This is a genomic window from Vibrio sp. TRT 21S02 (assembly GCF_050113675.1).
In the GTDB taxonomy this organism is placed as follows: Bacteria; Pseudomonadota; Gammaproteobacteria; order Enterobacterales; family Vibrionaceae; genus Vibrio.
Window position 1 is genome coordinate 52722 of the sequence record NZ_JBNJOI010000004.1, and the last position, 21413, is coordinate 74134.

The following is a 21413-nucleotide window of genomic DNA, read 5'->3' on the forward strand; positions in this document are numbered from 1 at the left end:
CACTCTAGCGATAAATGGATTTAGTAGACTGTCGAACGATAAGCTCAATAGGTGGAAGCTTAGCATTATGCTGCGCGCCGCTCAGTAGGTTAAGAATGGATTCAGCACAAACACGGCCAACTTCTTCTACAGGCTGGCGCATTGTAGTCAGTGCGGGGGTGAAATAGCAGGAAACAGGAAGGTCATCAAACCCGATCACAGAAATATCTTCAGGAACGCGATACCCATGATCATGAAGTGCTTTGATTGCACCGTAAGCCGTTTGATCATTGGCGGCAAAAATTGCACTGAAATGCTTTTTAGAATCAATCAGGTTTTTTGTTAACTCATAGCCACACTCACTGCTGAAATCACCCTGCTTAATGAGTTGGGGTTGAACCTTAATTCCCGCTTCTTGTAACGCTTTTTTGTAGCCGACAAATCTCGCAACCGCATCCGGCTGGTTCAGTAATCCTTTAATATGAGTAATATTAAGATGCCCTTGCTGGAGTAAATGTAACGTTGCCATATAACCACCAAGCACGTTATCTACGTTGATGCAGCGGACTTGTTCAGCTATGACATCATAACCAACGGCAACTACAGGAATTTTCATCGCGTAATCTAGGATCTGCTTTTCAGTTAGACTGCCCGTCACAATGATGACGCCATCGACATTGCTTTTCTTCAGATACTCCAGAGCATGAGACTCCAGCTTATTTTTCCAATGTCCGGTTGCAATAACCAACGCATAACCTTGCTCATTCAACACCTTTTCCATGTCATTCAAGATGCGGCTTGTATGAGGACTTTCTGGGTTTTGTACCAATACGCCAATGGTCATCGAACGTGTGTTCGTGCCCTGATTCATGTGGTAGTTAGGCTTGTAGTCGAGCGCTTTGATCGCTTCCTCTATCGCTACTGTTTTCTCTTCTGAAATAAATGTTGTGCGATTAAGAAAGCGAGAAACCGTACTCGGAGAAACACCAGCGAGTTTAGCCACATCATAAATAGAGGGAGAGCGTTTTTTCTTTTTCATAATGACCGATATACAAGCTAGTGACAGAAATATATTTAACTAGAACAAATACAGCAATGCACATTGCAAAGAAATGAGACGTAAGTGATTCGCCAGTACGCAAGTACGTACTGGCTTTGATATCTCTCAATTAAAAAGTGGCAAGTGAATTTTCACTCAACGCATCAAACAGATGAATTGCATCTAAATCTAGGTATAACGTCAGTGATGTCACATCCACTTCTGCAGCTTGCGTTTCCACCATTAGAGGCTGGCCTGCAATTTCAGTTTTAAGCAGAATGCTTGCACCAAGCAGCTCTTTATCTTTAATTGTAACAGGCACTGGCAACACGCGAGCATGATCCACTTGTTCTGCACGAAGGTGAATGTCCGTCGGACGAACACCAAAATGCAGAGCAAGATTTTTTGATGCATGAGCTTTGAAGCGTTCCGGCAAAGGTATACGGACATCACCTAGTTCCACTTCCCAATCACCTTCTTCACCCACCAGCTTCGCATCCAACATATTCATAGACGGGTTACCAATAAATTGCGCGACAAACTTATTTGCCGGACGCTGAAAAACTTCCGTTGGTGTACCCACCTGAGCCACATAACCGTCTTTTAGAATCACGATGCGATCAGCCAGTGTCATCGCCTCTATCTGATCATGTGTCACGTAGATGGTGGTGGTTTTCAACTCACGGTGCAGTTGTTTGATCTCTTCACGCATCACACCACGCAGCTTAGCATCAAGGTTTGATAATGGTTCATCAAACAAGAATACTTTTGGTGTACGCACCATCGCACGTCCCATCGCCACACGTTGACGTTGGCCACCAGACAGCTCTTTCGGCTTACGTTCCAACAGCGCATCCAGCTCCAGCATTTTTGCTGCCTTACGTACCTCAACGTCAATTTGGTCTTTTGCCATACCTTTTAACTTCAATGCAAAAGCAATGTTCTCGTAAACTGTCATATGGGGGTACAGAGCATAACTTTGAAACACCATCGCAAGATCACGATCTTTAGCGTCAATTTTATTCATTAGGTTGTCGCCCACATAGATCTCGCCAGACGTAATGCTTTCCAAGCCGGCAAGCATACGCAGAGTTGTGGACTTTCCACAGCCTGATGGACCAAGAAAAACCACGAATTCGCCATCTTGCACAATGAAGTCAAAATGCTTTACTACCTCGACATCATCATAAGATTTTTTAATATTCCTGAACTCAACTTTTGCCATTATTGGTTCTCCTCTCTGCGTTCAAGCAACATGTTCCGGTATGCAATCGCACTTTGTTTTAGCGTTCGTGTTTGGGTTTGGTAATCAACATGAATGATGCCAAAGCGTTGCTTATAACCGTATGCCCATTCAAAATTATCCATTAGGCTCCATGCAAAATAGCCATTCACATTAACGCCGGCCTTGATCGCCCTATCCAACGCTTCAAGATGCGTCTGAAAATACTGTGCACGTTGGTTATCATTTACTTCTCCATCTATACAGCTATCTTCGCCAGCGGCCCCATTTTCTGTAATGTAGAGCGGAGGTAGATTGTCATAACGATCATTGAGGCGGATCAGTAAGTCAGTCAAAGCTTGTGGGTAGATTTCCCACCCAATGAATGTGTGCTCAGCATTCGTTTGAGGAACATCTTCTATTGCTCCATTAGCATCGAACCGAACCACACAACGGGTATAGAAGTTAATGCCAATAAAATCTAAATCGGTACGAATAATATCGAGGTCACCTTCCAGTATCATTGGCATATTATTGGCCTGCCGTTTTAACACTATTTCCGGATACGATCCTTTCAGGACCGGATCCATAAACCAGTGATAGCCCTCCGCATCGCTGTAGACTGCGGCTTCTAAATCAGCTTCAGTATCCGGGTAAGCGGGTGTGGCGTTGAATACACAACCATGCATCGCATTAGGTGCATTTCTGCGCATGTGGGGAATAGCTAAGCCATGAGCAAGCATCAGATGATGAGCGGCTAAAAATCCTTCTCGTTCCCCTTTGATACCCGGGGCATGAATTCCCCATCGGTACCCTAAATATGAAGCACAAAATGGTTCATTTAAGGTCGCATATGAGTCAATTTTGTCACCAAAATAGCCACTTACTACGTTGGCGTATTGTTCAAATTTATAGGCGGTTTCTCGATTTAACCACCCACCTTTATCTTCTAGGTATTGAGGCAGGTCCCAATGGTAAAGCGTTACGAAGACTTTCAAGCCACGAGCATGGCACTCATCAATGATTTGTTCGTAAAACTTCAAGCCCTCTTGATTCACTTTTCCATCTTCAGGAATGATACGTGGCCATGCCATCGACAAACGATACGCATCCACCCCCAACCCTTGAATCATCTCGATATCTTGTTTCCATAAATGAAAATGGTCACACGCGACATCACCATTGTCTGCATTATCGACCGCTCCTGGCTGATTGCAGAACGTGTCCCAAATGGAAGGCGTTCGTCCACCAAGCTGCGCTCCACCTTCAATCTGATAAGACGAGGTGGCAACGCCAAATACAAATTCTGGACTACGTAGTTTGGAGTCTGTAGGGAGTAAGAATTTATTCATTGTTATATAGACCTTTTAACCTTTAACAGCGCCTGACGTCAGGCCGCTGATCATTTGTTTGGATGCAAATAGATAAGTCACGACAAGAGGGAGAATCGAAATGGTTGTCCCCAGCATTACTGCTCCCCATGGTGTATTTGGAATGCCCTGCACGCTTCGCAGTGCCTGAGTAATCACATAGTTTTCTGGGGTTGTTAGCACCACTAACGGCTGCATAAACATGTTCCAGAAGAAGACGAACTGCACAATAGCAAGCGTTGCCAGAGCTGGTTTCATCAGCGGAAGCACCACGCTCCAGTAGGTTCTGAACTCACCCGCACCATCGAGCTTCGCCGCTTCTAATAGCTCTTTAGGGATAGAAGCCACCACGTGCTGACGCATCAAGAAAATACCAAATGGCGTGGTGGTGAACGGGAGCCATACCGCGAGATGGTTATCGAGCAAGCCGAGGAACTTCACAATCATAAAGTAAGGAATCAAGCTCAATACTGGCGGAATCATCATCGAGCCAACCAACATACCAAACAGCACTTTTTTGCCTTTGAACTTGTACACCGCAAAGGCATAGCCACCCATGCTACAAAACAGCAGTGAAATCGTAGTGCCTAGGAACGCGATGTAGATGGAGTTAAACATTGCCTGCCAGAAAGGCATGATTTCCAGTAGTTTTGCGTAGTTGACCGCTAAGCTGTCGCCAATGGCAAAGCTAATCCCAGAGCCAAAGATTTCGGTACGATCACGGGTTGATAGCAACGCCGACCAAATAAACGGGAATACCGTCATGATGGCAGAAACAATCAGGATTGAGCCGAGCATCACCATCAATACTTTGGTGAAGATCTCGATGCTGCGATCGCTAGGACGCCAACGCTGCGCTGCAAGTAAAGTGTTAATACGCATCTTATTGCTCCCCTAGACCTTTCTTACCGAAGAAGAAGAATTGAACCGCTGTACAGCCTGCAATCAAAGTAAAGAGCAGCCATGAAATCGCTGATGCTGTACCCATCTCTAACCATTCCCAACCTACTTTGTAGAGGTACATAGAGATGGTTAAGCCAGACTGACCCGTACCACCCGTACCGCGCGTTAGAACAAATGGTTCTTCGAACAGCTGCAAGTTACCGATGATGGTCATAGTGACCGCAAAGAAGATGAATGGACGAATCATTGGCAGCGAAATGCTCCAGAATCGACGCCATGCGTTTGCACCGTCCATACGTGCCGCTTCTAGGATGTCTTTAGGAATCGTCATTAAACCAGTGGTGTAAAGCACGATGTTGAAACCGGTGTATTTCCAGAACACCATGATGGCGATGGAAGGCTTAACCATGGTCGCATCATCTAACCAACGGATTGGTTGGAAGTCGTTCACCCAAGAGAATGCCCAACCAAACAAGGTGCTGTCTGCCAGTGCCATCAAGCTTTGGTTGATGATGCCCGAGTTTGGCGAGTACATATTGAAGAAGATAAGCGATGCCGCTACCGTAGATGTGATGAACGGTAGAAAGTAAGCCGATGTCAGCCAATGACGGAAACGGTCACCCAGTGACACCAAGATGTACGCCACAGGTAAAGCAACTAAGTGCTGAGCCACACCTGATGTGATCGCTAGCCAAAGCGTGTTTTTCAGTGAACGCCACAACCACGGGTCTGTCAGTGCGATGTGGTAGTTTTCGAACCCCACATAGTCCATTGCGCCCAAACCCTCGACTGGGTTCCACTCATGAAAAGAAAGAAAAATAGAAAACAGTAACGGAAAAATTCCGAACACTGAAAAGATGATCAAAAACGGCAACAGGAACCCATACGGTGTAAGCGCTTTCAAATTTAGACGAGAAAAAATGCTCTTACTTTCTGGAGTTTCCATAACCTTGCTCGCTGCATGATTCATAGTAACGACCTCTTACCCAGAAGGGGGACATGCCCCCTTCCTGCCTTAAGTATTGGCAAAAATTACAGATTACGTGTACGACGCTTGATCATGCGCTCTGCTTCTTTAAGCGCAGTCTTGATGTCCTTGCCTTCATCCAGCACTTCCATCAGTGCATTCTCTAGGATGATAGAACGAGCAACGTGATCACCTTTCGCTGGTGCCACTGGTTTGATGTTTTGCGCCACTTCAGCAAACAATAGACGCGCTTGCTGACCACCTAGGAATTCGATTTTCTCTTCGAACATTGGGTCATCGTAGGTGGTTGTGTTGGCAGGGAATGCGGCAATGGTTTCGAAGTGTTTAAGCTGAATATCACGCTTGGTTGTCATGTATTCGATCAGCTTCCACGCTTCATCTTGGTGTTTAGATTGGGTTGGAATCGATAAGAATGAGCCGCCCCAGCTTCCGTATATACCATCAGGAAGGTTAGACACGCCCCAGCTGCCTGCTGTTTCTGGCGCAATCCAGTTGTTTAGGTGACCAAGTAGCCAAGCACCAGAAAGCTGAGTCGCAAATGTGCCGTTACGGAAACCTTCATACCATTCGTTTGACCACGCAAGAATTCGACCGTCCAAACCTTTGTCGCGGATCTCTTTCGCCACTTCAAAAGCATGAACAAAGCGCTCAGAGGTCACAACAGGATTGCCATCTTTATCGAAGTACAGACCTTCACCTTCAGGAACGGTGGTAAAAATGATTGCTTGTGCCACATCCGCAGCAGAAGCGATCAACTGAACATTTTGCTGTTTAAGCTTTTCACCGGCGGCGATATAAGAATCCCAATCTTTGATCGCTTGATTGACATCGATACCTGCTTTTTCGAAAACATCTGTACGGTAGTACATCACGCCAGGACCTAGATCAACGGGCATGCCGTAAACATCACCATCCGCGCCTTTTCCCTGCGTCCACGCATATGCAGCAAAGCTTTCTGCGTATTTATCTGCCCCATACTTTTCAGACAGATTGACCAAACCACCCGACGCTACAAATGGGCCTATTTTTTCCACATCAACAACAATCACATCACCCGCACCAGAGCCCGTCGCCAAGTTGGTTGTTAACTTGGTATGGTGGTCACCATGGTTGTTCATTAGGTAATCCACCTTGATGCCTGTTTCTTTCTCGAAGTCTGGTAGCAACACTTTCAAGCTACTATCAAAATCAGGAAAGCCATCAAAGCGAATTTTGGTATCATCAGCCGCATTCACCGTTGCAACAACACCCAAAGCAGTAGTCATGGCAAGCGTCAAAGTTTTCAGTTTCATGTTATTGTCCTTAATTATCGTTTTATAGAGTATGGAGTTCCTTGACAGAACTTCTTGGCACTAAATTAGGTGACAGTTTGAAGTTCACATCTCGTTGGTTTTTATTGAGAATTTGAATCACTAGCCGGACAGCTTCCGCACTCATTTGCTCAATAGGAAAGTTAATGGTGGTTAAGGCAGGTGTAAGGTAACGCGCGAACAGGATGTCGTCGAAACCCACTAGTGAGATGCTATCTGGCACTGATATACCATCAGCTTTTAAAACCTCATAAGCCCCAAATGCCATGTGATCATTGCAAGCAAATACGGCTGTAAAAACGCTTTCACGTTTCAGCAATTTATGCATTGCCCTGCTCCCTGACTCTTCAGTAAAGCCGGCCTCGGACACCAACGCTTCGTCATACAAGATTTCCGCCTCTTCAAGAGCCTTGCGATAACCTTGTAGACGCCCCCGAGCGTCAGATCTGTCCAGAGGTCCGGTAATGCACGCTATGTTACGATGCCCCATTCGCAACAAATATTCAGTTGCCATTCGGCCACCAAATTCGTTATCGATCTCGATGCAGTTGTGCGCTATTTCTGGGATATAACGGTTCACCAGAACCACCGGAGTTCCTCGTTCACCTAGGTCGATCAAATAGTCGTCAGAAAGGCTTTGTGTATGCAAAATCATGGCATCCACTTGACGACTTAATAAAAACTCAACCGATTCACGCTGGCTTTGCTCAGTATTTGAACCTGCGGTTACCACAACGTGGTAGCCCATGCGGCGCAAACGTTCTTCAATACTATGCAAAATTCCTGAATAAAATGGCCCACCCAATTCAGGAACGATGATGCCAATACTGCCCGTACGGCTCGAAGCTAAAGCTTGCGCAATGGAATTCGGGCGATAACCCAGCGCTTGAATCGCTTTTTCGACTTTAAGCTTTTTGTCATGGTTCACGCGGCACGTACCATTGATGACTCTAGAAACGGTCGCTTGAGAAACACCTGCATATTCAGATACATCTTTAATTGTTGTCACAAGACACCTCATCTCAAGCCTCACACTGCAAGTTTCAATTGTTTCGAAACCGCTTTCATGAGCCGGATTATTGAGGATTCATAACTAGTTTAGCGTGAGTAATATCACACTGAATTTGAGGGTAAATTGAGTAATTTGATAAAAAATGAAGCGACTTACAGTTTTGCTCATGCTCATGAAACTGTTTCATAGCGACAGTTCGAGCAAGTTTTTGAGGAAATAAAAAGCCTCTGCTAAGGAGGGCCAAAAGAGTCAGAATGTATAGAAACATCATTACTATTTAGCTTTCGGCACAAGATGAGTAGTGGTAAAAAAGGTACAAAATCCATCAGATTTTGTACCTTATTGAAGTTAAACTTTGCTAACGTAGTTGGCTGTCTTTACTCGCTCGACAATTAAAAAGAGTTAAAGCCTTTTCACGAGCATCTTCTTTTTCCTGACACTCAATACATAGCTCGACGCCCGGTATGATTTTTCTTCGAGCACTTGGAATACGCTCACCACATTCCAAGCAAAATTCCGTGTCATTATGTTCTTGGTTTAAATGTGCACGAGCACGTTTGATTGCATCAATAACAGTGGCATCGATTTGATCTTGAACGCCACCATCTTTTGTAAATCCATTCGCCATCATGGCCTCCACATATAATGAATGACTGGACGCACATTATGGATTACAACTGATTAGGTGATAATAACCAAAAAATTGAATCACTATTACAATAGAGTAAAAATAATCATAGTTAACCTATAGGCTTACGCTTAGTGCTCTTCTCTCCAAGTCGCTGTCTGTTTGAATACACATTCGAGCAAACATCCATTTCAAGTAAAATATAGCGCCCCATTTTTTCTTTTTACATCATATTGATAACTCACTCGCATTGCCTTTCGGCAAAACTCCCATTGTTACTTGAACACCATAAACTAGCCTCAGCAGAATATTTGGGGGTTACGATGAAAAAATGGACATCACTAATACTGGCATCGACGCTAGTCGGTTGTGTGACGGTAGAAACAACTGATTCACCAGAAATTGTTTCCAATCCCAAAGAAAAAGCCGAAGCACGCATCGCCTTAGGTATGGGTTACCTAGAACAAGGTAATATGGTGAAGGCGAGAGAAAACCTTGAAAAAGCCTTAAAACATTACCCTGATTACTATCGAGCTCAACTCTCTCTGGCGCATTACTACGAAAAAGTTGGCGAAGATGAATCAGCGAACTCGCTATACAAAAAATCCTTAAGACAGAATCCCAGTAACGGTAATGTGCTGAACAACTACGGTACGTTCTTGTGCAAACAAGGGGAGTACGAACAAGCGGACCGCTACTTTAATCGCGCTATCGAGCAGCCTTATTACTACCTCATTTCTGCTAGCTATGAAAATGCAGCATTCTGCGCACTCAAAGCAGGAGAAACTGAGAAAGCCAAAAACTACTTTACTCGTACTCTCGATCACGATCCAAACCGTGTTCGCTCTATTCTTTATCTAGCGAGGTTGGAAATCGATGCGGGCAGTTACAAAGAGGCGCGAATTCGCTTAATGCAGTTCCATCAACGTTATGGCGTACAAAAAGCTTCACTCGGATTACTCGTGGAGTTGGAGCAAAAAGCAGGAAACGAAGCTTTGGAGAAAAAATATCGTAAGCAGTTGGCTGCTTTAAGTTAATCATCAACTCTTCTGAAGGAAGTCTTTAAGCGGTAATGTGGAAGCGGATAAATCCTTTAACGCATATTAACAAAGGGAGGACACATGTTCCTCCCTTTTCAACATATTAAGCAAGCTATTTATCAAGCTGGTATTGGACTGCAGATCTCAACTAAAAAGCCATTAATGTCATGTACATAAGCCGTTGTTTGCCCCCATGGCATTTCTTGTACGGGTTGAACAAGTTGGGCGCCCGCAGCTAAAGCTCGTTCCAGAGCTTCTGAAACATTTTCTGTTTCGAATGCAATTTCAAAAGTAGGTGCTGAGGCACATGGAGGTACGGCTCCTTTCCCCAGACTTTTCATCAGCTCAAGTGAACAAAAAGATAATGTAACTTCGCCAGTATCCAGCTCACCATAGTCGCCTTCTTCAAGGACCATTGCTCTTTTCAGTTGGAAAGCTTGCTCATAAAACTCTATCGTTTTTAAAACACTGTCTACATAGAGTATGGTGTATTTAAGTTTCATCTTGTTTTCACCTCCTGTTTGCCTGAACATTCAGTGTACTCAACTGGTTAAATATTTATTGAATCTTCACGACAAATTTGACATCAAATGAGGCTATTTTTTTCGTTTCGTGTAATGCGTCTGGCGACGCTTACGAACGCGTTGGGCACGTTGAATTTTGCGGTATTCGAGAAACAAAATACGGATGAAGCCAATAAGCCCCAGAATAAACAGGCCGGCAAATAAGAAAAGAAAACTGTCACAAATCCAAGCAGGTTCGCAAGGCATATAGATCTCAAATTCCATATGCCCTCCTTTATCAATTCCCTAATAACAAAAGCTTAGCACTTAACCTTTAACCACTGTTTGCGCTGCTCGGCGGTTTTGAACGTCCATGCCATAAATCGACTGATTTTTTGACCTTGACTCATCTCAACAACAACGGCTTCCACCGCACCACACTTCTCTAAGTTCTTACGAAGCCAGCGAACATTCTCTTTCTTTGAGATCAACGTCGTGAACCACAATACTTGCTCAGCAAACTGTTCACTTTCAAACGCCATGTTCTTAATGAAAGCCGCCTCACCACCCGGGCACCATAACTCAGCATTTTGACCACCGAAATTAAGACTGGTCGATTTTTCTTTCGACTGAGCCTGTCCACGCTTTGATTTATTTGCTTTTAAGTTGTTATTTTTTCGCAGCGTACCTTGCTGGGCTTCTTCCATTGACTTATGGAATGGTGGATTACATGTTGTTACATCGAAGAATTCGTCGGGTTGGATGATCCCTTTGAAAAAATGACGACTGTCGTTTTGCAATCGACACTCAACCTTGCCATTAAGTCCTTTGTTACTTGCAGCAATCGCATTTGCAGCTTTGATCGATTTAGGGTCAACATCGCTACCAACGTATTGCCAGCCATATTCTGTTGTCGCCACGATAGGATAAATGCAATTGGCACCGACACCGACATCTAGCGCTCGTAGTCGGTTATGCTTAATCCCTTTGCACTCTTTACTCACAAGCTCTGCTAAACGATGAATGTAATCTGCGCGTCCGGGAATCGGCGGACATAAATACCCTTGAGGGATATCCCAAAACTCAATGTCATAGTGATGGGTTAACAACGCCTTGTTCAATAATTTCACCGCCAAAGGATCTGAAAAGTTAATACTCTTTTCCCCTTTGGGATTTCGGATCACATGCTTACTCAGTTCAGGCAGCGCTTTGATTAACTCATCAAAATCGTAACGGCCAACATGTGGGTTGCGCGCATGTAGCCCTGCTTTTCCCTTCACTTGGGTAAACTTCATTGTCGATTTTGATGCAAGAGAAGCCCCGCCCTTTTTTGACTTTGCAGGCTTGGTTTTGGCGTTGTTGTTAGTATTCTTCATTATTTGTCTTTCGTTTCCAGATAAATCATAAACAAACGAGCATCGAGCTCAAGTTGGTGATAATCCGGCTCCATATGACAACAGAGCTGATAAAAGGCTTTGTTGTGTTCTTTCTCTTTCAGGTGTGCTAACTCATGCACCACTAGCATTCGTAACAATGGCTCAGGCGCATTGCGAAACATATTAGCGATACGAATTTCATTTTTGGCTTTAATTTTATTCCCATGAACACGGGATGCATAGGTGTGAAGCCCTAACGCATTATTGATCAGATGAATTTTCCCGTCGTACACCACTTTGCTCAGCGGCGCCGTTTTCTTCATATAGCGATTTTTGATCTCAATAGCATATTCAAACAGCGCTTTTTCACTTTTGATGGTGTGATTTTGCGGGTAGCGGTTTTCAAACCAAGCTTCAAGACGGCCACTGTCTACCAATTGCTCGACTTGAGAAACAATGTGCTCAGGGTAACCTTGAATGTATCGAATTGCAGGATGCATAGCGTGCGGGTGTCAGTTGAAAGGGCGTCAGTTTACCTGAATCACGCTTGCCATTCACTGTCTTTTCGTTACACTCCCCGGCTAAAAGCTAGAGGATCAACCAATGAAAAGACTGGTACTGTACGTAAAAGATAAATGTCCACACTGTAAAGATGCGCAGCGCTACTTGGACTCTAAAGGTTATAAATACCGTCTAACAAATGCGAAAATGCAACGTGGCCGCAAAGAATTAGATGCGATTGGAGCTCGCTCACTACCTGTATTGAAGATTGGTGATCGTTACATGGTTGGCTGGAATCCAAATAACTTTGAGAAGATATACAACGGAAAATAGGTTCTACACATAGCGTTTTACAAATTCGATAAACGTCCGATCTGCGATCGACAGATAACCGTCTTTTCTCCATGCTAAAGCAAGGTCAAAAACCACAGGGGTAGTAAATGGCACCCCTACTACATCCGGTTCATTGTTCGCCACCAAATCCAGCAAAGCTGTAATCGCAAATTCATGCTTCACAATACTTAAAATCATCGGCAACAAATTACTTTCAAAAGAGAGCTGTAAGTCACTGTTGTTTTGAACGGCCATCTGCTCTAAAAAGTCTCGGTGGAAATAACCGGGCTTAAACATCACCAGCTCTTGACCAAAAAAAGCCTTAAAGTCGACTGTATCTTGCTGAGCAAGCTCGTGCTCTTTGCCCACGACTGCAACCATCTCGGCAGACAATAAGTGATCCGATTCCAGATCGTCTGTGACATCATCACCAACGATAACCGCAATATCCAGTTCTCCCTCAAACAACATTTTCTTTAATGAACGCGTTCCGGCATCAACCAAAGTGAGCTTTAAGTTGGGGTAGCGCGACTTAAATGCCATTAATATTTCTGGAAAAAAGTAAGACCCCATCATACTTGGAGCCCCGAGCCGAACTTCTCCTTTTTCTAACCCTTTAAGCTCGTCCATCGCCAGTTTTGCATCGTCAATTTGTTGGATGATCCGCTTGGCATGCTCGTATAACAGCTCACCTTCATTAGTTAACGTGACTTTTCTGTCTTCGCGTTTGAATAACTCAAAGCCTAATAGCTGTTCAAATTTTTTAATCGATATGCTCAGCGCTGGCTGGGCAATATGCAGTGCTTTTGCAGCGTGGGTAAAGTTACAGTGTTCAGCGACTGCGACAAAGTGGTTGAGGTGTTTCGAGTCCATCTAACTAGATCAAAAATATATCATAATCATATTTTTAATATATTTTATATATCTCATGCTTGCTGATAATTTGATCACGTTCCTCACTTAAGGTGCTCCTATGATCGAATCCGGCTCTAAAGCCTACAAGAAAATTACGCTCACTTTAGCGCTGGGCTCATTTTTGGTCTTTTGTAATCTCTATCTTTTACAGCCTATGTTACCGCTGCTAGCAAAGCACTTTGTCGTGTCTGAAACTCAGATTAACTGGGTATTTGCTGCTACGACATTGACACTGGCGGTATCCCTTGTCCCTTGGGCGGTTTGCTCGGAAATATATGGACGCCGAAACGTCATGTTGATAGGGCTATATGCCTTGCCAGCAATTGGCTTGTGTATGTCGTTAACTGATTCGTTAATTATGCTGGTTTTATTTCGCGCATTACTTGGCCTTGCCTTAGCGGCTTTTGCCTCAGTCGCGGTAGCATATATGGCAGAAGAATTATCTGAAAAAGCATTCTCCCTCGCCATTGGTGGTTATATAGCGGCAAACTCATTGGGTGGGATTAGTGGTCGAATTGCTGGTGGAACGTTGGCTGACTTATTAAGTTGGGAAGCTGCCGTATTGATTATGGCTACTCTCACGTTGCTTGGTGCCGTGTGTCTACAGCTATTGCTGCCGAAACAAAAAAACTTTAAACCACAAAAAGGCATGCTGCGGTTCCACAATCGTGCACTAGTCAAGCATCTGCAAAACCAAAAGCTATGGTTTGCTATGTTGGTTGGCGGCCTTAACTTCGCACTCTTTGTCAACTTGTATACTGTCATGGGTTTTCGCCTCGTAAGCGCCCCCCACTCCCTACCAATCGCGCTAGCTTCACTCATTTTCCTTTGTTATTTAGCCGGTACTATAAGCTCTAAGCTATCCGGCTCATGGTTACTACGCCACGGAGCTGTTTCAGGCATGTTGTTTGGTAGCATCATTAGCATGATGGGAATGTGGTTGGCTTACATTGATCAACTTCCTTTTATGTTAGCTGGGCTCTTATTAATCAGCTTTGGCGCTTTTTTTACCCATACTCTGGCTTACGGATGGGTTAGCCGAAAAGCAGTTCAAGGCAAAGCCACCGCGACCGCTCTTTATTTGGTGCATTACTACATTGGTGGAAGCTTAGGTGGATTTTTCTTAATCTATTTGTGGCAACATGGCGGATGGGCTGAAGTCATTGCTGGAGGCATGATGTTATATTTGCTGATGTTTGGGCTCATCCTCAAGCTAAAACGAACTCACCAGCTCGACCAAATAAAAACACAGCCTGAAGCAATGTAATTTGTTATTCTCTGCTCAGATAACTATTTGAACACAGAAGCACAATGTCAAACACTCGCTCAACACAACATACAGAAACCATCGCTCAACAGGTCAATCAATGGCTAAATGATGTCGTCATTGGACTAAACCTATGTCCTTTTGCGGCAAAGCCTCAACGCAACAAACAGATTAAAATCTTTATTAGCCATGCCACTTCTGAAGAAGATTTACTACAAGATATCCTAGAGCAATTCCAAGAATTAGAAACGACCCCCGTCAGTGAACTTGAAACCACTCTTGTTGCCGTGCCAGACATGCTGCAAGACTTTTGGGATTACAATCTATTTATTGATTGGATTGAGGCGCTGATCCGCCAAGAAGGTTGGGAAGGCACTTTCCAACTCGCAACATTTCACCCTGATTACTGCTTTGCTGATGCAGACCCTGACGATGATGAAAACCTAACGAATCGTGCACCCTATCCAGTGTTTCATTTGATCCGAGAAGAGAGCATGGAGAAGGTACTCAAACATTACCCAAATCCTGAAGCAATTCCAGACACCAACATTGCTCGCGTACAGTCTCTAACGGCTGAAGAACGTAAAAAACTGTTTCCTTATTTATTTGTTTAACACCCTAAGTTCTATAAAGGCTCTTAGGAGCCTTTTATTTTGTCACTACCGGCTCTATCTGAAAGCACTTATACACCACACAATTTCTTCCTCGTTGCTTAGCTTGGTACATGCATTCATCCGCAATTAAGATAAGTTGGTCGATCAAGCTTCTATTTTCATCTTCACTGGTATTCATTGCAAAATCAAAATCTGCCGCACCAATTGAGATAGTAACTGGCTTATCGTCTAGTACGATTTTGTTCACGCATTGACATAATTCTTGTGTAAAGTGGTGCCGCTGTTCAATCGTTCCTCCCGGAATCCAAATCAAAAACTCTTCACCACCAAAACGAGCGGCAACACCTTGCTCAGTTAGCTGTTCATTAAGCAACATCGCAACCTGCTGCAAGATCTCATCACCTTTCTGGTGACCATAAGTATCATTAACTTTCTTAAAGTGGTCGATATCTGCGACGGCTAAGGTCCCCTTCCCACCATACGTCCTCATATGCTCAATATCGCGCTTGAGTGTTCTAAATATACTACGGCGATTCGGTAGCATGGTCAGTGAATCAAAATTGGCCTGGAACTCTAGCTTCTCATTGAGTTTCTTTAGCTCTCGCTCTTGGTTGCGGCGAATCAACTCTACCTCAATCCAAGACGCCATCAATTTAAGGATATCGAGGTCAAATTGGTCAAATTTTCCCGAGTAAGGTTTAGCAGAAGAAAAGTTCAGCGTTCCAAAAACTTCGTCATCTACAAATATTGGAATGCCGATATAGGATTCAAGACCAAAGGTTTTATAAGCTGGATGGCGGGCATAGTTTTCACTTTCTCCCATGTGTTCTATCGCAACAGGACCGTATGAGCGGCAAGTGATTTCACAGTAAGTATCATTAAAGTCAAATGAGTCACCGGGATTTAAGTCCACTTCTTCTGGCGTGACACAATTTAAAATCGTGTAGGTGTTACCTTCGATTTTCGAGAGTATTGCAATATCTAAGTTATATCCCTCTAACCCCATCATGAGCAATTGAGTAACTTGGATATCAAATCCTTTTTGGTAATCGTTCGTAATTTGGTACAACCCACGAATGACCCGTTCACTGTTGTTTGTTTGCATATTGTTTCCAGTGATTCACATTGTGATTGAACTCAGGCATCTCAATTCATGCCATCCTGTTATTGCTGCACGATATCCCTATCGTTATCCAACATTTTTTCACTCTCACATAGCGACACTAACGATGCTTTGTTAGTATTGCGCGATACTAATTAAAGGCGGACTAAGCTCATGCATTTATCAAAACTGACTCAAGAAACATTCGACCACCTTTACCGCGACATTACTGAATTTCGTAGTACTTTCGATTTACCTGTCGCTTCTCCTGAAAGCTTAGACGAAAAAGCCGATACTCTGCATACTTCTTTGATTATTGAAGAATTGACAGAGCTTGCTGAAGCAGATTGTAAGACTGAACAAGCTGACGCTATTGTCGATAGCGTGTACGTATTGATGGGCCGTCTCGTGCATCTCGGACACAGTAAAGTAGAAGATAATCAATCAATTAGCTATCTCATCGATTTGCTACTTAACGTTGCCGTAAACCGTGGCATTGACTTCCTACCATGTTGGGATGAAGTCCATTCAAGCAACATGAGCAAAGTATGTCGCAATGAGAAAGAATATGCGGACACCGAAGTTCACTATGCAGAACAAGGTATTAAGCTAATGGCGGTACAAAAAGGCGATTACATTATCGCGAAGTGTGCAGAAGATTTTGTATCAGAAGCAAAAACCATTCGCCAAGGAAAGGTATTGAAGTCGGTTTACTATCGTCCTGCTGATTTAGCAAAACTCGCTCAATAAGCACCTCCCTCGATCCAAGGCCGTGAGTATTAGAATTGCTTATGGTCTTGGGTATAACTATGCAAATACTCTCCTTCCATATAAATCAGAATTCCGCTATCGTGCTAACACAGAATAACGTATTTTATTAAAAATACGGCCTAACAAAGGCCACTCAGAACTAAAATACATGTGGTGTTATTTGTAATGATTTTTTCAGTAAGCTTGTGTTAGTTACAGTAAGGTTCAAGAATCTAATATATGGATATTTTCATAGCTAGACAGCCAATTTTTGATAGAGACAGTAATGTTTACGGTTATGAATTATTGTTTCGAGACGGAAATTCAAACTCATTCCCCGACATTTCATCGCAAGTCGCAACCGAAAGTGTCGTCAAAGTAGTGTCTTCAGACTACCTCAACCTCATTGCGCAAGAAAAATATGCATTTATCAACTTCTGCAATGAATCTCTCTCTACCGCCAATATTGAATGCTTAAACTCAAATAATGTCATTGTAGAAATTGTCGAAACCGTAGAGCCTAATTCAGAAAATTTACAAACTGTTATTGATGTCAAAGAGAAAGGTTATCGAGTCGCATTGGATGACTTTAGCTTTCATAACAGCTGGCAAAAGTTCCTTCCGCATATCGCTATGTTAAAAGTGGATATTAGGCAGGCCACGACCAAACGAATCAACATAGCCCTATCAATCAAAGAGCGCTATCCAGATTTATTATTGGTCGCAGAAAAGGTGGAAACTAAAAAGGAATACCTACGACTTCATGAACTTGGGTTTGACTTATTTCAAGGATATTTCTTTGCAAAGCCTGAAGTTATTAAGTCAGAGAAAGTTTCAAATAAAATTGCCAACCTACTGAATATAGTTGCAATATTATCTGAAGAAAATTACAAAACAGATGAGATAGAAGAACTATTTAAAAATGATGCGGTTCTAATTATTAATCTGCTTTCTTTTGTTAATTCAAGCTACTTCAATAAGCGCGGTAACATTACTTCAGTTAAAGGGGCTATCTCGTTCCTCGGTAAAGATGAACTTCTAAAGTTCGTGAGCGTGGCTCTATCGCGTAGTAGTGCGTCTAAACCAACGGAGTTATCTAACTTAGCCCTGATCCGAGCTAAATTCTGTGAACACATGGCGCTCAAACAACCCAAAAATCAATTAGCTAGTGCGACGGCTTTTTTAGTCGGGTTATTTTCTCTAGCAGACTCCATCTTAGATACGCCAATTAACGTAGTTATTGATCGACTGGCATTACCGAGAATAATGAAAGATGCCATCGTGACCAAAACAAACAATTACGGGAAACTACTGGAGACGGTACAACAATTGGAGGAAGCAAACTGGACCATGGCTGAGATGAGCTTGCGTGAATTAGGACTCACCATTGGTGATGCGGCGACCTGTTATAAAGAGTCCATAAAGTGGGTCGACTCCATTAACTACTAAGCAATAATTATTCATTTTTGAATATATCAACAGGCGTATTAATGGCCAGATTAAGCCAATGCACAGCAGTGCTTGGCTTAATCAAAAAGAAGCACAGCAGCACCATCTACAAATACGCGCCTGACGGGCGTTTTAAACACTTCGGTTAGTGTCGCTTCATTTAACACATCTTCACATACACCAACTTCTTTCAACACTCCTTTGTCTAACAAGAGCGCTTTGTCCGCATACTTCAAAGTACGATTTAAATCGTGGTTTGACATCACCACACTTAATCCCATCTCCGCAATACGATGGATAAGCTTATACAATAAGACTTCTTGGCCTATATCTAATGGCGCTGCTGGCTCATCCAATACTAATAATTTGGCGTATGGATTGAGCGCTGGCCACACTTGCAAACAAATCGCGGCCAAGCGGACACGTTGCCATTCACCACCCGATAAATAATGAATAGAACGATGCAGTTTATCTTGTAGTTCCAATAACGAGGTTAACTCTAGAACGGCTTGCTTGACCTTTTGTTCTTCAATATCACAATGAGCTGGAATAGATAGCGATAGGTATTGCACAACATCGAGATTAAAAGCTGGCCTACCCGATTGACTAAGAAACGCACGAACTTGAGCCAGTTGCTCAACAGATGCTTGCCCCACTTCACAACCATCAATGCTCGCCGAACCTTTGTGGTCGAGTAAGCCACATAGCGCACTCAATAGTGTACTTTTCCCGCTGCCATTCGGACCGATCACATGTAGAACTTCTCCAGCTTGCACGTCAAAGGAGAGCGGCAGCAAACGAGATCCAACGGACAGGCTATTAACGCGTATCATGATTTTTAATTAACATCCAAATAAAAATAGGAGCACCAATTGAAGTCGTTACCACTCCCAGCGGCAATTCCGCAGAATTTAACGCTGTACGGGCAACAATATCGGCAAACACAACCAAGGTTGCCCCAGCTAACGCAGACATTGGCAAAAGGTATTTGTTTTCTGTCCCTAAAGCTAAACGCAATAAATGAGGAACAACTAAACCAACAAACCCAATAACTCCACCTATCGCGACCGAGCCACCGACTAGAACAGAAACGGCCAGAATCAACTTCCAACGAATGGCATCAATATTTATACCCAACTGTTGAGCGTGCAATTCACCCATCATCAACTTATCGAGTACTTGTCCTTGCAGGCAAAGCCAAATAAAGAATGGCAGGATGATGAGTGTCAACCAATGTTGGTACCAACTGGCTCCTCCAATTCCCCCCATCAGCCAATACATTAACTGCCTTAAACTGAGTTCATCACTGAAATAAAACGCCCAAGTGACGACTGCGCCAGTAAGAATGCCGAGCGCCACCCCAACTAATAGCAAGCGTGTGGTACTCAAACGCATCATTTTTGCCATTGAGACCAACAACAAAGTAAACAACAATGCGCCAAAGACCGACGCCAACATAAAACCGACCGGTGTCGCCAACGTTGGAATAAAGAAAAGTACCAACACCATAAAGACGCTAGCCCCTCCTGAAATGCCTAATACGCCCGGCTCCGCCAACACGTTTCCCAGTAATACCTGCAATACGGCGCCTGACAACGCCAATGACGCACCAATCGCAATCGCTGCAAGTAATCGTGGCAAGCGCAGTTGTCCAATTAGCTGTTGTTCAAGGTCAGTCATGGATGAAAACAGGGAAACAAATACGTCTCCAACCATCAAATAAATGAGGCAAAATAGAATGAGAGTTGCAGACATAAACATGGCAAAACGCATCCAACGTTGATGCTTTCTTGCCAAAAGTTGAGAAAATTCCATAGCCAGAGAATGGTAAAATTGAATAGTTCAAGCGTAACACAGACTTGAGAAATGAACGGATAAAATAATGGCTTAACCTAAATGAAATAATGCTCAGGTAGGTTAAGCCATAACATTGTATGAGATATCAATCGTAAACGACTTGATCGTCCTCGTAGCGAATCTTCACCGGACAAACCATTAACGCCGCGCGTTGGCCAATGGTCACACGGCGATTAGGAAACACAATAGCCTCGCCTTCATTTTTTGCCATCAGTGGTTTGTCACCATCATGGCCAAAGACTTCACCATGCTTAAATGCCGTAAAGTTTTCAACTTCATCATCAAAAAGGAAATCAAAATCGTCGTGAACACGAACAATGGTACGGCTCACACGGTAGGTCACGGGTTTACGTGGTAAATGTTCTGCTTTCGAATCAGAAATCAAATCTCGCATGGCCAAATCACATGCGACTAATTTCTCCAGTTCATTTTCTCCAATGCGAGCAACCCGCCCCAACTCAACCGTCAGTGCTTGTGCTGCAAAGTTCTCCGCACTATACCAGCTAAAGGTACTGGATGGTGCATTAGAAAATAGAACCGCTTCAATATGGCTACTTTCAATAAACTCCATCAGAGCTTTTGAACGAACAGGATGGCGAGACTTAGGGCTTACCACAAAGGAATAGTGCTTTGACAAACGAATCGCGCAATGAAGATCCAGATGCCAGCGTGTTGATTCTTCTGTTCCTTCATAAAACTGAGAGACCAAAGACTTTAGATTAACAGCGATCTCAAGCTCTTTTGAAGGCGATTGAGGTTTCTCATCAAACAGTCGATTCAGATTCTGCTCTATAAATCGAGTGTGAGCATTTGTCGCCTCTGGATGAGCGATGATAAACAAACAACGATGCTTAATAGATTGGAAACCCGTTTGGATATCTTCGATGATTTTATCAACCAGCTCCATAGGGGCGGTTTCATCACCGTGGATACCGCAGGAAAATATGATGTTTTTCGATTCAGAGGTTAGATTGGCTGGAATCACCTCCAACACACCTCTTTGATGCAGTTTGAAGGTGGTGCCCGCTGCGACAGTGAGCCCACCTGCTGGCATCTCTTGTTGAAGATCTAGGCTGTCTAACAGAAAAGATTGGCGAAAGAGGGACTTCGTCATGCGCTACTCCTTTATTGCACAGCAGGTATGTTAATGAATTGTACAGACAATTTTTGTTGCTACGATCTCACTTATTGATAGAAATCGTGTGCTTCATCGTAATTATAAAAAATGAATCAGTGAATCTCATTATGTAAACCG

At 43.5% G+C, this 21413-nt stretch carries 23 protein-coding genes; 6 read left to right on the forward strand and 17 right to left on the reverse strand.

Annotated elements, in window-relative coordinates; all coding sequences use genetic code 11:
* Window positions 1-4 precede the first annotated feature (4 nt).
* The 8 genes from ACQEXU_RS06310 to ACQEXU_RS06345 form a co-directional block, all read right to left on the reverse strand.
* Window positions 5-1018 carry a LacI family DNA-binding transcriptional regulator gene (locus tag ACQEXU_RS06310; protein WP_427010111.1) on the reverse strand — a complete coding sequence of 338 codons (1014 nt, stop codon included), beginning with the start codon at window positions 1016-1018 and terminating at the stop codon, window positions 5-7.
* Window positions 1019-1148: 130 nt separating this feature from the next.
* The gene (locus ACQEXU_RS06315; RefSeq protein WP_427010112.1) at window positions 1149-2243 is read right to left on the reverse strand and encodes an ABC transporter ATP-binding protein; all 1095 of its coding nucleotides are present in this window, start codon (window positions 2241-2243) and stop codon (window positions 1149-1151) included.
* Entirely contained in the window at window positions 2243-3592 is a 1350-nt protein-coding gene (locus ACQEXU_RS06320; protein WP_427010113.1) for a GH1 family beta-glucosidase, read from the reverse strand. Before ACQEXU_RS06320 ends, ACQEXU_RS06315 begins: the two co-directional genes overlap by 1 nt.
* Window positions 3593-3607: 15 nt before the next feature.
* On the reverse strand, window positions 3608-4492 hold the full coding sequence (locus ACQEXU_RS06325; RefSeq protein WP_427010114.1) for a carbohydrate ABC transporter permease: 885 nt from the start codon (window positions 4490-4492) through the stop codon (window positions 3608-3610).
* A gap of 1 nt (window position 4493) precedes the next feature.
* Entirely contained in the window at window positions 4494-5483 is a 990-nt protein-coding gene (locus ACQEXU_RS06330; RefSeq protein WP_039840761.1) for a carbohydrate ABC transporter permease, read from the reverse strand.
* 62 nt (window positions 5484-5545) lie between these two features.
* Window positions 5546-6793 carry an ABC transporter substrate-binding protein gene (locus ACQEXU_RS06335; RefSeq protein WP_427010115.1) on the reverse strand — a complete coding sequence of 416 codons (1248 nt, stop codon included), beginning with the start codon at window positions 6791-6793 and terminating at the stop codon, window positions 5546-5548.
* A gap of 22 nt (window positions 6794-6815) precedes the next feature.
* Window positions 6816-7820 carry a LacI family DNA-binding transcriptional regulator gene (locus tag ACQEXU_RS06340; RefSeq protein ID WP_427010116.1) on the reverse strand — a complete coding sequence of 335 codons (1005 nt, stop codon included), beginning with the start codon at window positions 7818-7820 and terminating at the stop codon, window positions 6816-6818.
* 361 nt (window positions 7821-8181) lie between these two features.
* The gene (locus ACQEXU_RS06345) at window positions 8182-8451 is read right to left on the reverse strand and encodes a DksA/TraR family C4-type zinc finger protein (RefSeq protein WP_427010117.1); all 270 of its coding nucleotides are present in this window, start codon (window positions 8449-8451) and stop codon (window positions 8182-8184) included.
* A gap of 323 nt (window positions 8452-8774) precedes the next feature.
* Between ACQEXU_RS06345 and pilW the strand changes: the two genes are divergently transcribed.
* Window positions 8775-9488 (forward strand): type IV pilus biogenesis/stability protein PilW, encoded by a 714-nt coding sequence (gene pilW, locus ACQEXU_RS06350; protein ID WP_427010118.1) that lies wholly within the window; start codon window positions 8775-8777, stop codon window positions 9486-9488.
* A gap of 122 nt (window positions 9489-9610) precedes the next feature.
* Here pilW and ACQEXU_RS06355 read toward each other — a convergent pair whose 3' ends face one another.
* The 4 genes from ACQEXU_RS06355 to ACQEXU_RS06370 form a co-directional block, all read right to left on the reverse strand.
* On the reverse strand, window positions 9611-9994 hold the full coding sequence (locus ACQEXU_RS06355; protein ID WP_427010119.1) for a VOC family protein: 384 nt from the start codon (window positions 9992-9994) through the stop codon (window positions 9611-9613).
* A gap of 93 nt (window positions 9995-10087) precedes the next feature.
* The gene (locus ACQEXU_RS06360; protein ID WP_427010120.1) at window positions 10088-10279 is read right to left on the reverse strand and encodes a hypothetical protein; all 192 of its coding nucleotides are present in this window, start codon (window positions 10277-10279) and stop codon (window positions 10088-10090) included.
* Window positions 10280-10314: 35 nt separating this feature from the next.
* Window positions 10315-11370, reverse strand: coding sequence for a 23S rRNA (adenine(1618)-N(6))-methyltransferase RlmF (rlmF, locus tag ACQEXU_RS06365; protein WP_427010121.1), 1056 nt, complete (start codon window positions 11368-11370; stop codon window positions 10315-10317).
* On the reverse strand, window positions 11370-11870 hold the full coding sequence (locus ACQEXU_RS06370; protein WP_427010122.1) for a M48 family metallopeptidase: 501 nt from the start codon (window positions 11868-11870) through the stop codon (window positions 11370-11372). The genes rlmF and ACQEXU_RS06370 overlap by 1 nt, the downstream gene beginning before the upstream one ends.
* Before the next feature lie 103 nt (window positions 11871-11973).
* On the opposite strand from ACQEXU_RS06370, the gene ACQEXU_RS06375 reads away from it, so the two are divergent.
* Window positions 11974-12204 (forward strand): glutaredoxin family protein, encoded by a 231-nt coding sequence (locus ACQEXU_RS06375; protein WP_367988963.1) that lies wholly within the window; start codon window positions 11974-11976, stop codon window positions 12202-12204.
* 3 nt (window positions 12205-12207) lie between these two features.
* Here ACQEXU_RS06375 and ACQEXU_RS06380 read toward each other — a convergent pair whose 3' ends face one another.
* Window positions 12208-13077, reverse strand: coding sequence for a LysR family transcriptional regulator (locus ACQEXU_RS06380; RefSeq protein WP_427010123.1), 870 nt, complete (start codon window positions 13075-13077; stop codon window positions 12208-12210).
* A gap of 100 nt (window positions 13078-13177) precedes the next feature.
* On the opposite strand from ACQEXU_RS06380, the gene ACQEXU_RS06385 reads away from it, so the two are divergent.
* Window positions 13178-14386 (forward strand): MFS transporter, encoded by a 1209-nt coding sequence (locus ACQEXU_RS06385; RefSeq protein ID WP_427010124.1) that lies wholly within the window; start codon window positions 13178-13180, stop codon window positions 14384-14386.
* 44 nt (window positions 14387-14430) lie between these two features.
* Window positions 14431-15000 carry a DUF1415 domain-containing protein gene (locus tag ACQEXU_RS06390; RefSeq protein ID WP_427010125.1) on the forward strand — a complete coding sequence of 190 codons (570 nt, stop codon included), beginning with the start codon at window positions 14431-14433 and terminating at the stop codon, window positions 14998-15000.
* Between the two features lie 34 nt (window positions 15001-15034).
* Here ACQEXU_RS06390 and ACQEXU_RS06395 read toward each other — a convergent pair whose 3' ends face one another.
* Window positions 15035-16105 carry a sensor domain-containing diguanylate cyclase gene (locus tag ACQEXU_RS06395; protein WP_427010126.1) on the reverse strand — a complete coding sequence of 357 codons (1071 nt, stop codon included), beginning with the start codon at window positions 16103-16105 and terminating at the stop codon, window positions 15035-15037.
* A gap of 171 nt (window positions 16106-16276) precedes the next feature.
* On the opposite strand from ACQEXU_RS06395, the gene ACQEXU_RS06400 reads away from it, so the two are divergent.
* Together ACQEXU_RS06400 and ACQEXU_RS06405 are read left to right on the forward strand one after the other, a co-directional pair.
* Complete coding sequence (locus tag ACQEXU_RS06400; protein ID WP_427010127.1) at window positions 16277-16852, forward strand: nucleoside triphosphate pyrophosphohydrolase family protein; 576 nt, start codon at window positions 16277-16279, stop codon at window positions 16850-16852.
* A 240-nt stretch (window positions 16853-17092) separates the two neighbouring features.
* On the forward strand, window positions 17093-18301 hold the full coding sequence (locus tag ACQEXU_RS06405; RefSeq protein ID WP_427010128.1) for an EAL and HDOD domain-containing protein: 1209 nt from the start codon (window positions 17093-17095) through the stop codon (window positions 18299-18301).
* Between the two features lie 77 nt (window positions 18302-18378).
* On the opposite strand, the gene btuD is transcribed toward ACQEXU_RS06405, so the two are convergent.
* The 3 genes from btuD to ACQEXU_RS06420 form a co-directional block, all read right to left on the reverse strand.
* Window positions 18379-19134: a vitamin B12 ABC transporter ATP-binding protein BtuD gene (gene btuD, locus ACQEXU_RS06410; protein WP_427010129.1), complete on the reverse strand. Its 756-nt coding sequence runs from the start codon at window positions 19132-19134 to the stop codon at window positions 18379-18381.
* Window positions 19121-20116: a vitamin B12 ABC transporter permease BtuC gene (gene btuC, locus ACQEXU_RS06415; protein ID WP_367988955.1), complete on the reverse strand. Its 996-nt coding sequence runs from the start codon at window positions 20114-20116 to the stop codon at window positions 19121-19123. The genes btuD and btuC overlap by 14 nt, the downstream gene beginning before the upstream one ends.
* A gap of 127 nt (window positions 20117-20243) precedes the next feature.
* Window positions 20244-21272, reverse strand: coding sequence for a succinylglutamate desuccinylase (locus ACQEXU_RS06420; protein WP_427010130.1), 1029 nt, complete (start codon window positions 21270-21272; stop codon window positions 20244-20246).
* Window positions 21273-21413: the final 141 nt, after the last annotated feature.

Bases quoted from the DNA above. Each gene is read 5' to 3' on its own strand.
- ACQEXU_RS06380 (WP_427010123.1), bottom strand. From the start codon at position 13,077: ATGGACTCGAAACACCTCAACCACTTTGTCGCAGTCGCTGAACACTGT.
- ACQEXU_RS06375 (WP_367988963.1), top strand. From the start codon at position 11,974: ATGAAAAGACTGGTACTGTACGTAAAAGATAAATGTCCACACTGTAAA.
- rlmF (WP_427010121.1), bottom strand. From the start codon at position 11,370: ATGAAGAATACTAACAACAACGCCAAAACCAAGCCTGCAAAGTCAAAA.
- ACQEXU_RS06330 (WP_039840761.1), bottom strand. From the start codon at position 5,483: ATGAATCATGCAGCGAGCAAGGTTATGGAAACTCCAGAAAGTAAGAGC.
- ACQEXU_RS06390 (WP_427010125.1), top strand. From the start codon at position 14,431: ATGTCAAACACTCGCTCAACACAACATACAGAAACCATCGCTCAACAG.
- ACQEXU_RS06320 (WP_427010113.1), bottom strand. From the start codon at position 3,592: ATGAATAAATTCTTACTCCCTACAGACTCCAAACTACGTAGTCCAGAA.
- ACQEXU_RS06345 (WP_427010117.1), bottom strand. From the start codon at position 8,451: ATGGCGAATGGATTTACAAAAGATGGTGGCGTTCAAGATCAAATCGAT.
- ACQEXU_RS06405 (WP_427010128.1), top strand. From the start codon at position 17,093: ATGGATATTTTCATAGCTAGACAGCCAATTTTTGATAGAGACAGTAAT.
- ACQEXU_RS06325 (WP_427010114.1), bottom strand. From the start codon at position 4,492: ATGCGTATTAACACTTTACTTGCAGCGCAGCGTTGGCGTCCTAGCGAT.
- ACQEXU_RS06420 (WP_427010130.1), bottom strand. From the start codon at position 21,272: ATGACGAAGTCCCTCTTTCGCCAATCTTTTCTGTTAGACAGCCTAGAT.
- btuD (WP_427010129.1), bottom strand. From the start codon at position 19,134: ATGATACGCGTTAATAGCCTGTCCGTTGGATCTCGTTTGCTGCCGCTC.
- ACQEXU_RS06335 (WP_427010115.1), bottom strand. From the start codon at position 6,793: ATGAAACTGAAAACTTTGACGCTTGCCATGACTACTGCTTTGGGTGTT.
- ACQEXU_RS06355 (WP_427010119.1), bottom strand. From the start codon at position 9,994: ATGAAACTTAAATACACCATACTCTATGTAGACAGTGTTTTAAAAACG.
- ACQEXU_RS06315 (WP_427010112.1), bottom strand. From the start codon at position 2,243: ATGGCAAAAGTTGAGTTCAGGAATATTAAAAAATCTTATGATGATGTC.
- ACQEXU_RS06395 (WP_427010126.1), bottom strand. From the start codon at position 16,105: ATGCAAACAAACAACAGTGAACGGGTCATTCGTGGGTTGTACCAAATT.
- ACQEXU_RS06385 (WP_427010124.1), top strand. From the start codon at position 13,178: ATGATCGAATCCGGCTCTAAAGCCTACAAGAAAATTACGCTCACTTTA.
- btuC (WP_367988955.1), bottom strand. From the start codon at position 20,116: ATGGAATTTTCTCAACTTTTGGCAAGAAAGCATCAACGTTGGATGCGT.
- ACQEXU_RS06400 (WP_427010127.1), top strand. From the start codon at position 16,277: ATGCATTTATCAAAACTGACTCAAGAAACATTCGACCACCTTTACCGC.
- pilW (WP_427010118.1), top strand. From the start codon at position 8,775: ATGAAAAAATGGACATCACTAATACTGGCATCGACGCTAGTCGGTTGT.
- ACQEXU_RS06360 (WP_427010120.1), bottom strand. From the start codon at position 10,279: ATGGAATTTGAGATCTATATGCCTTGCGAACCTGCTTGGATTTGTGAC.
- ACQEXU_RS06370 (WP_427010122.1), bottom strand. From the start codon at position 11,870: ATGCATCCTGCAATTCGATACATTCAAGGTTACCCTGAGCACATTGTT.
- ACQEXU_RS06310 (WP_427010111.1), bottom strand. From the start codon at position 1,018: ATGAAAAAGAAAAAACGCTCTCCCTCTATTTATGATGTGGCTAAACTC.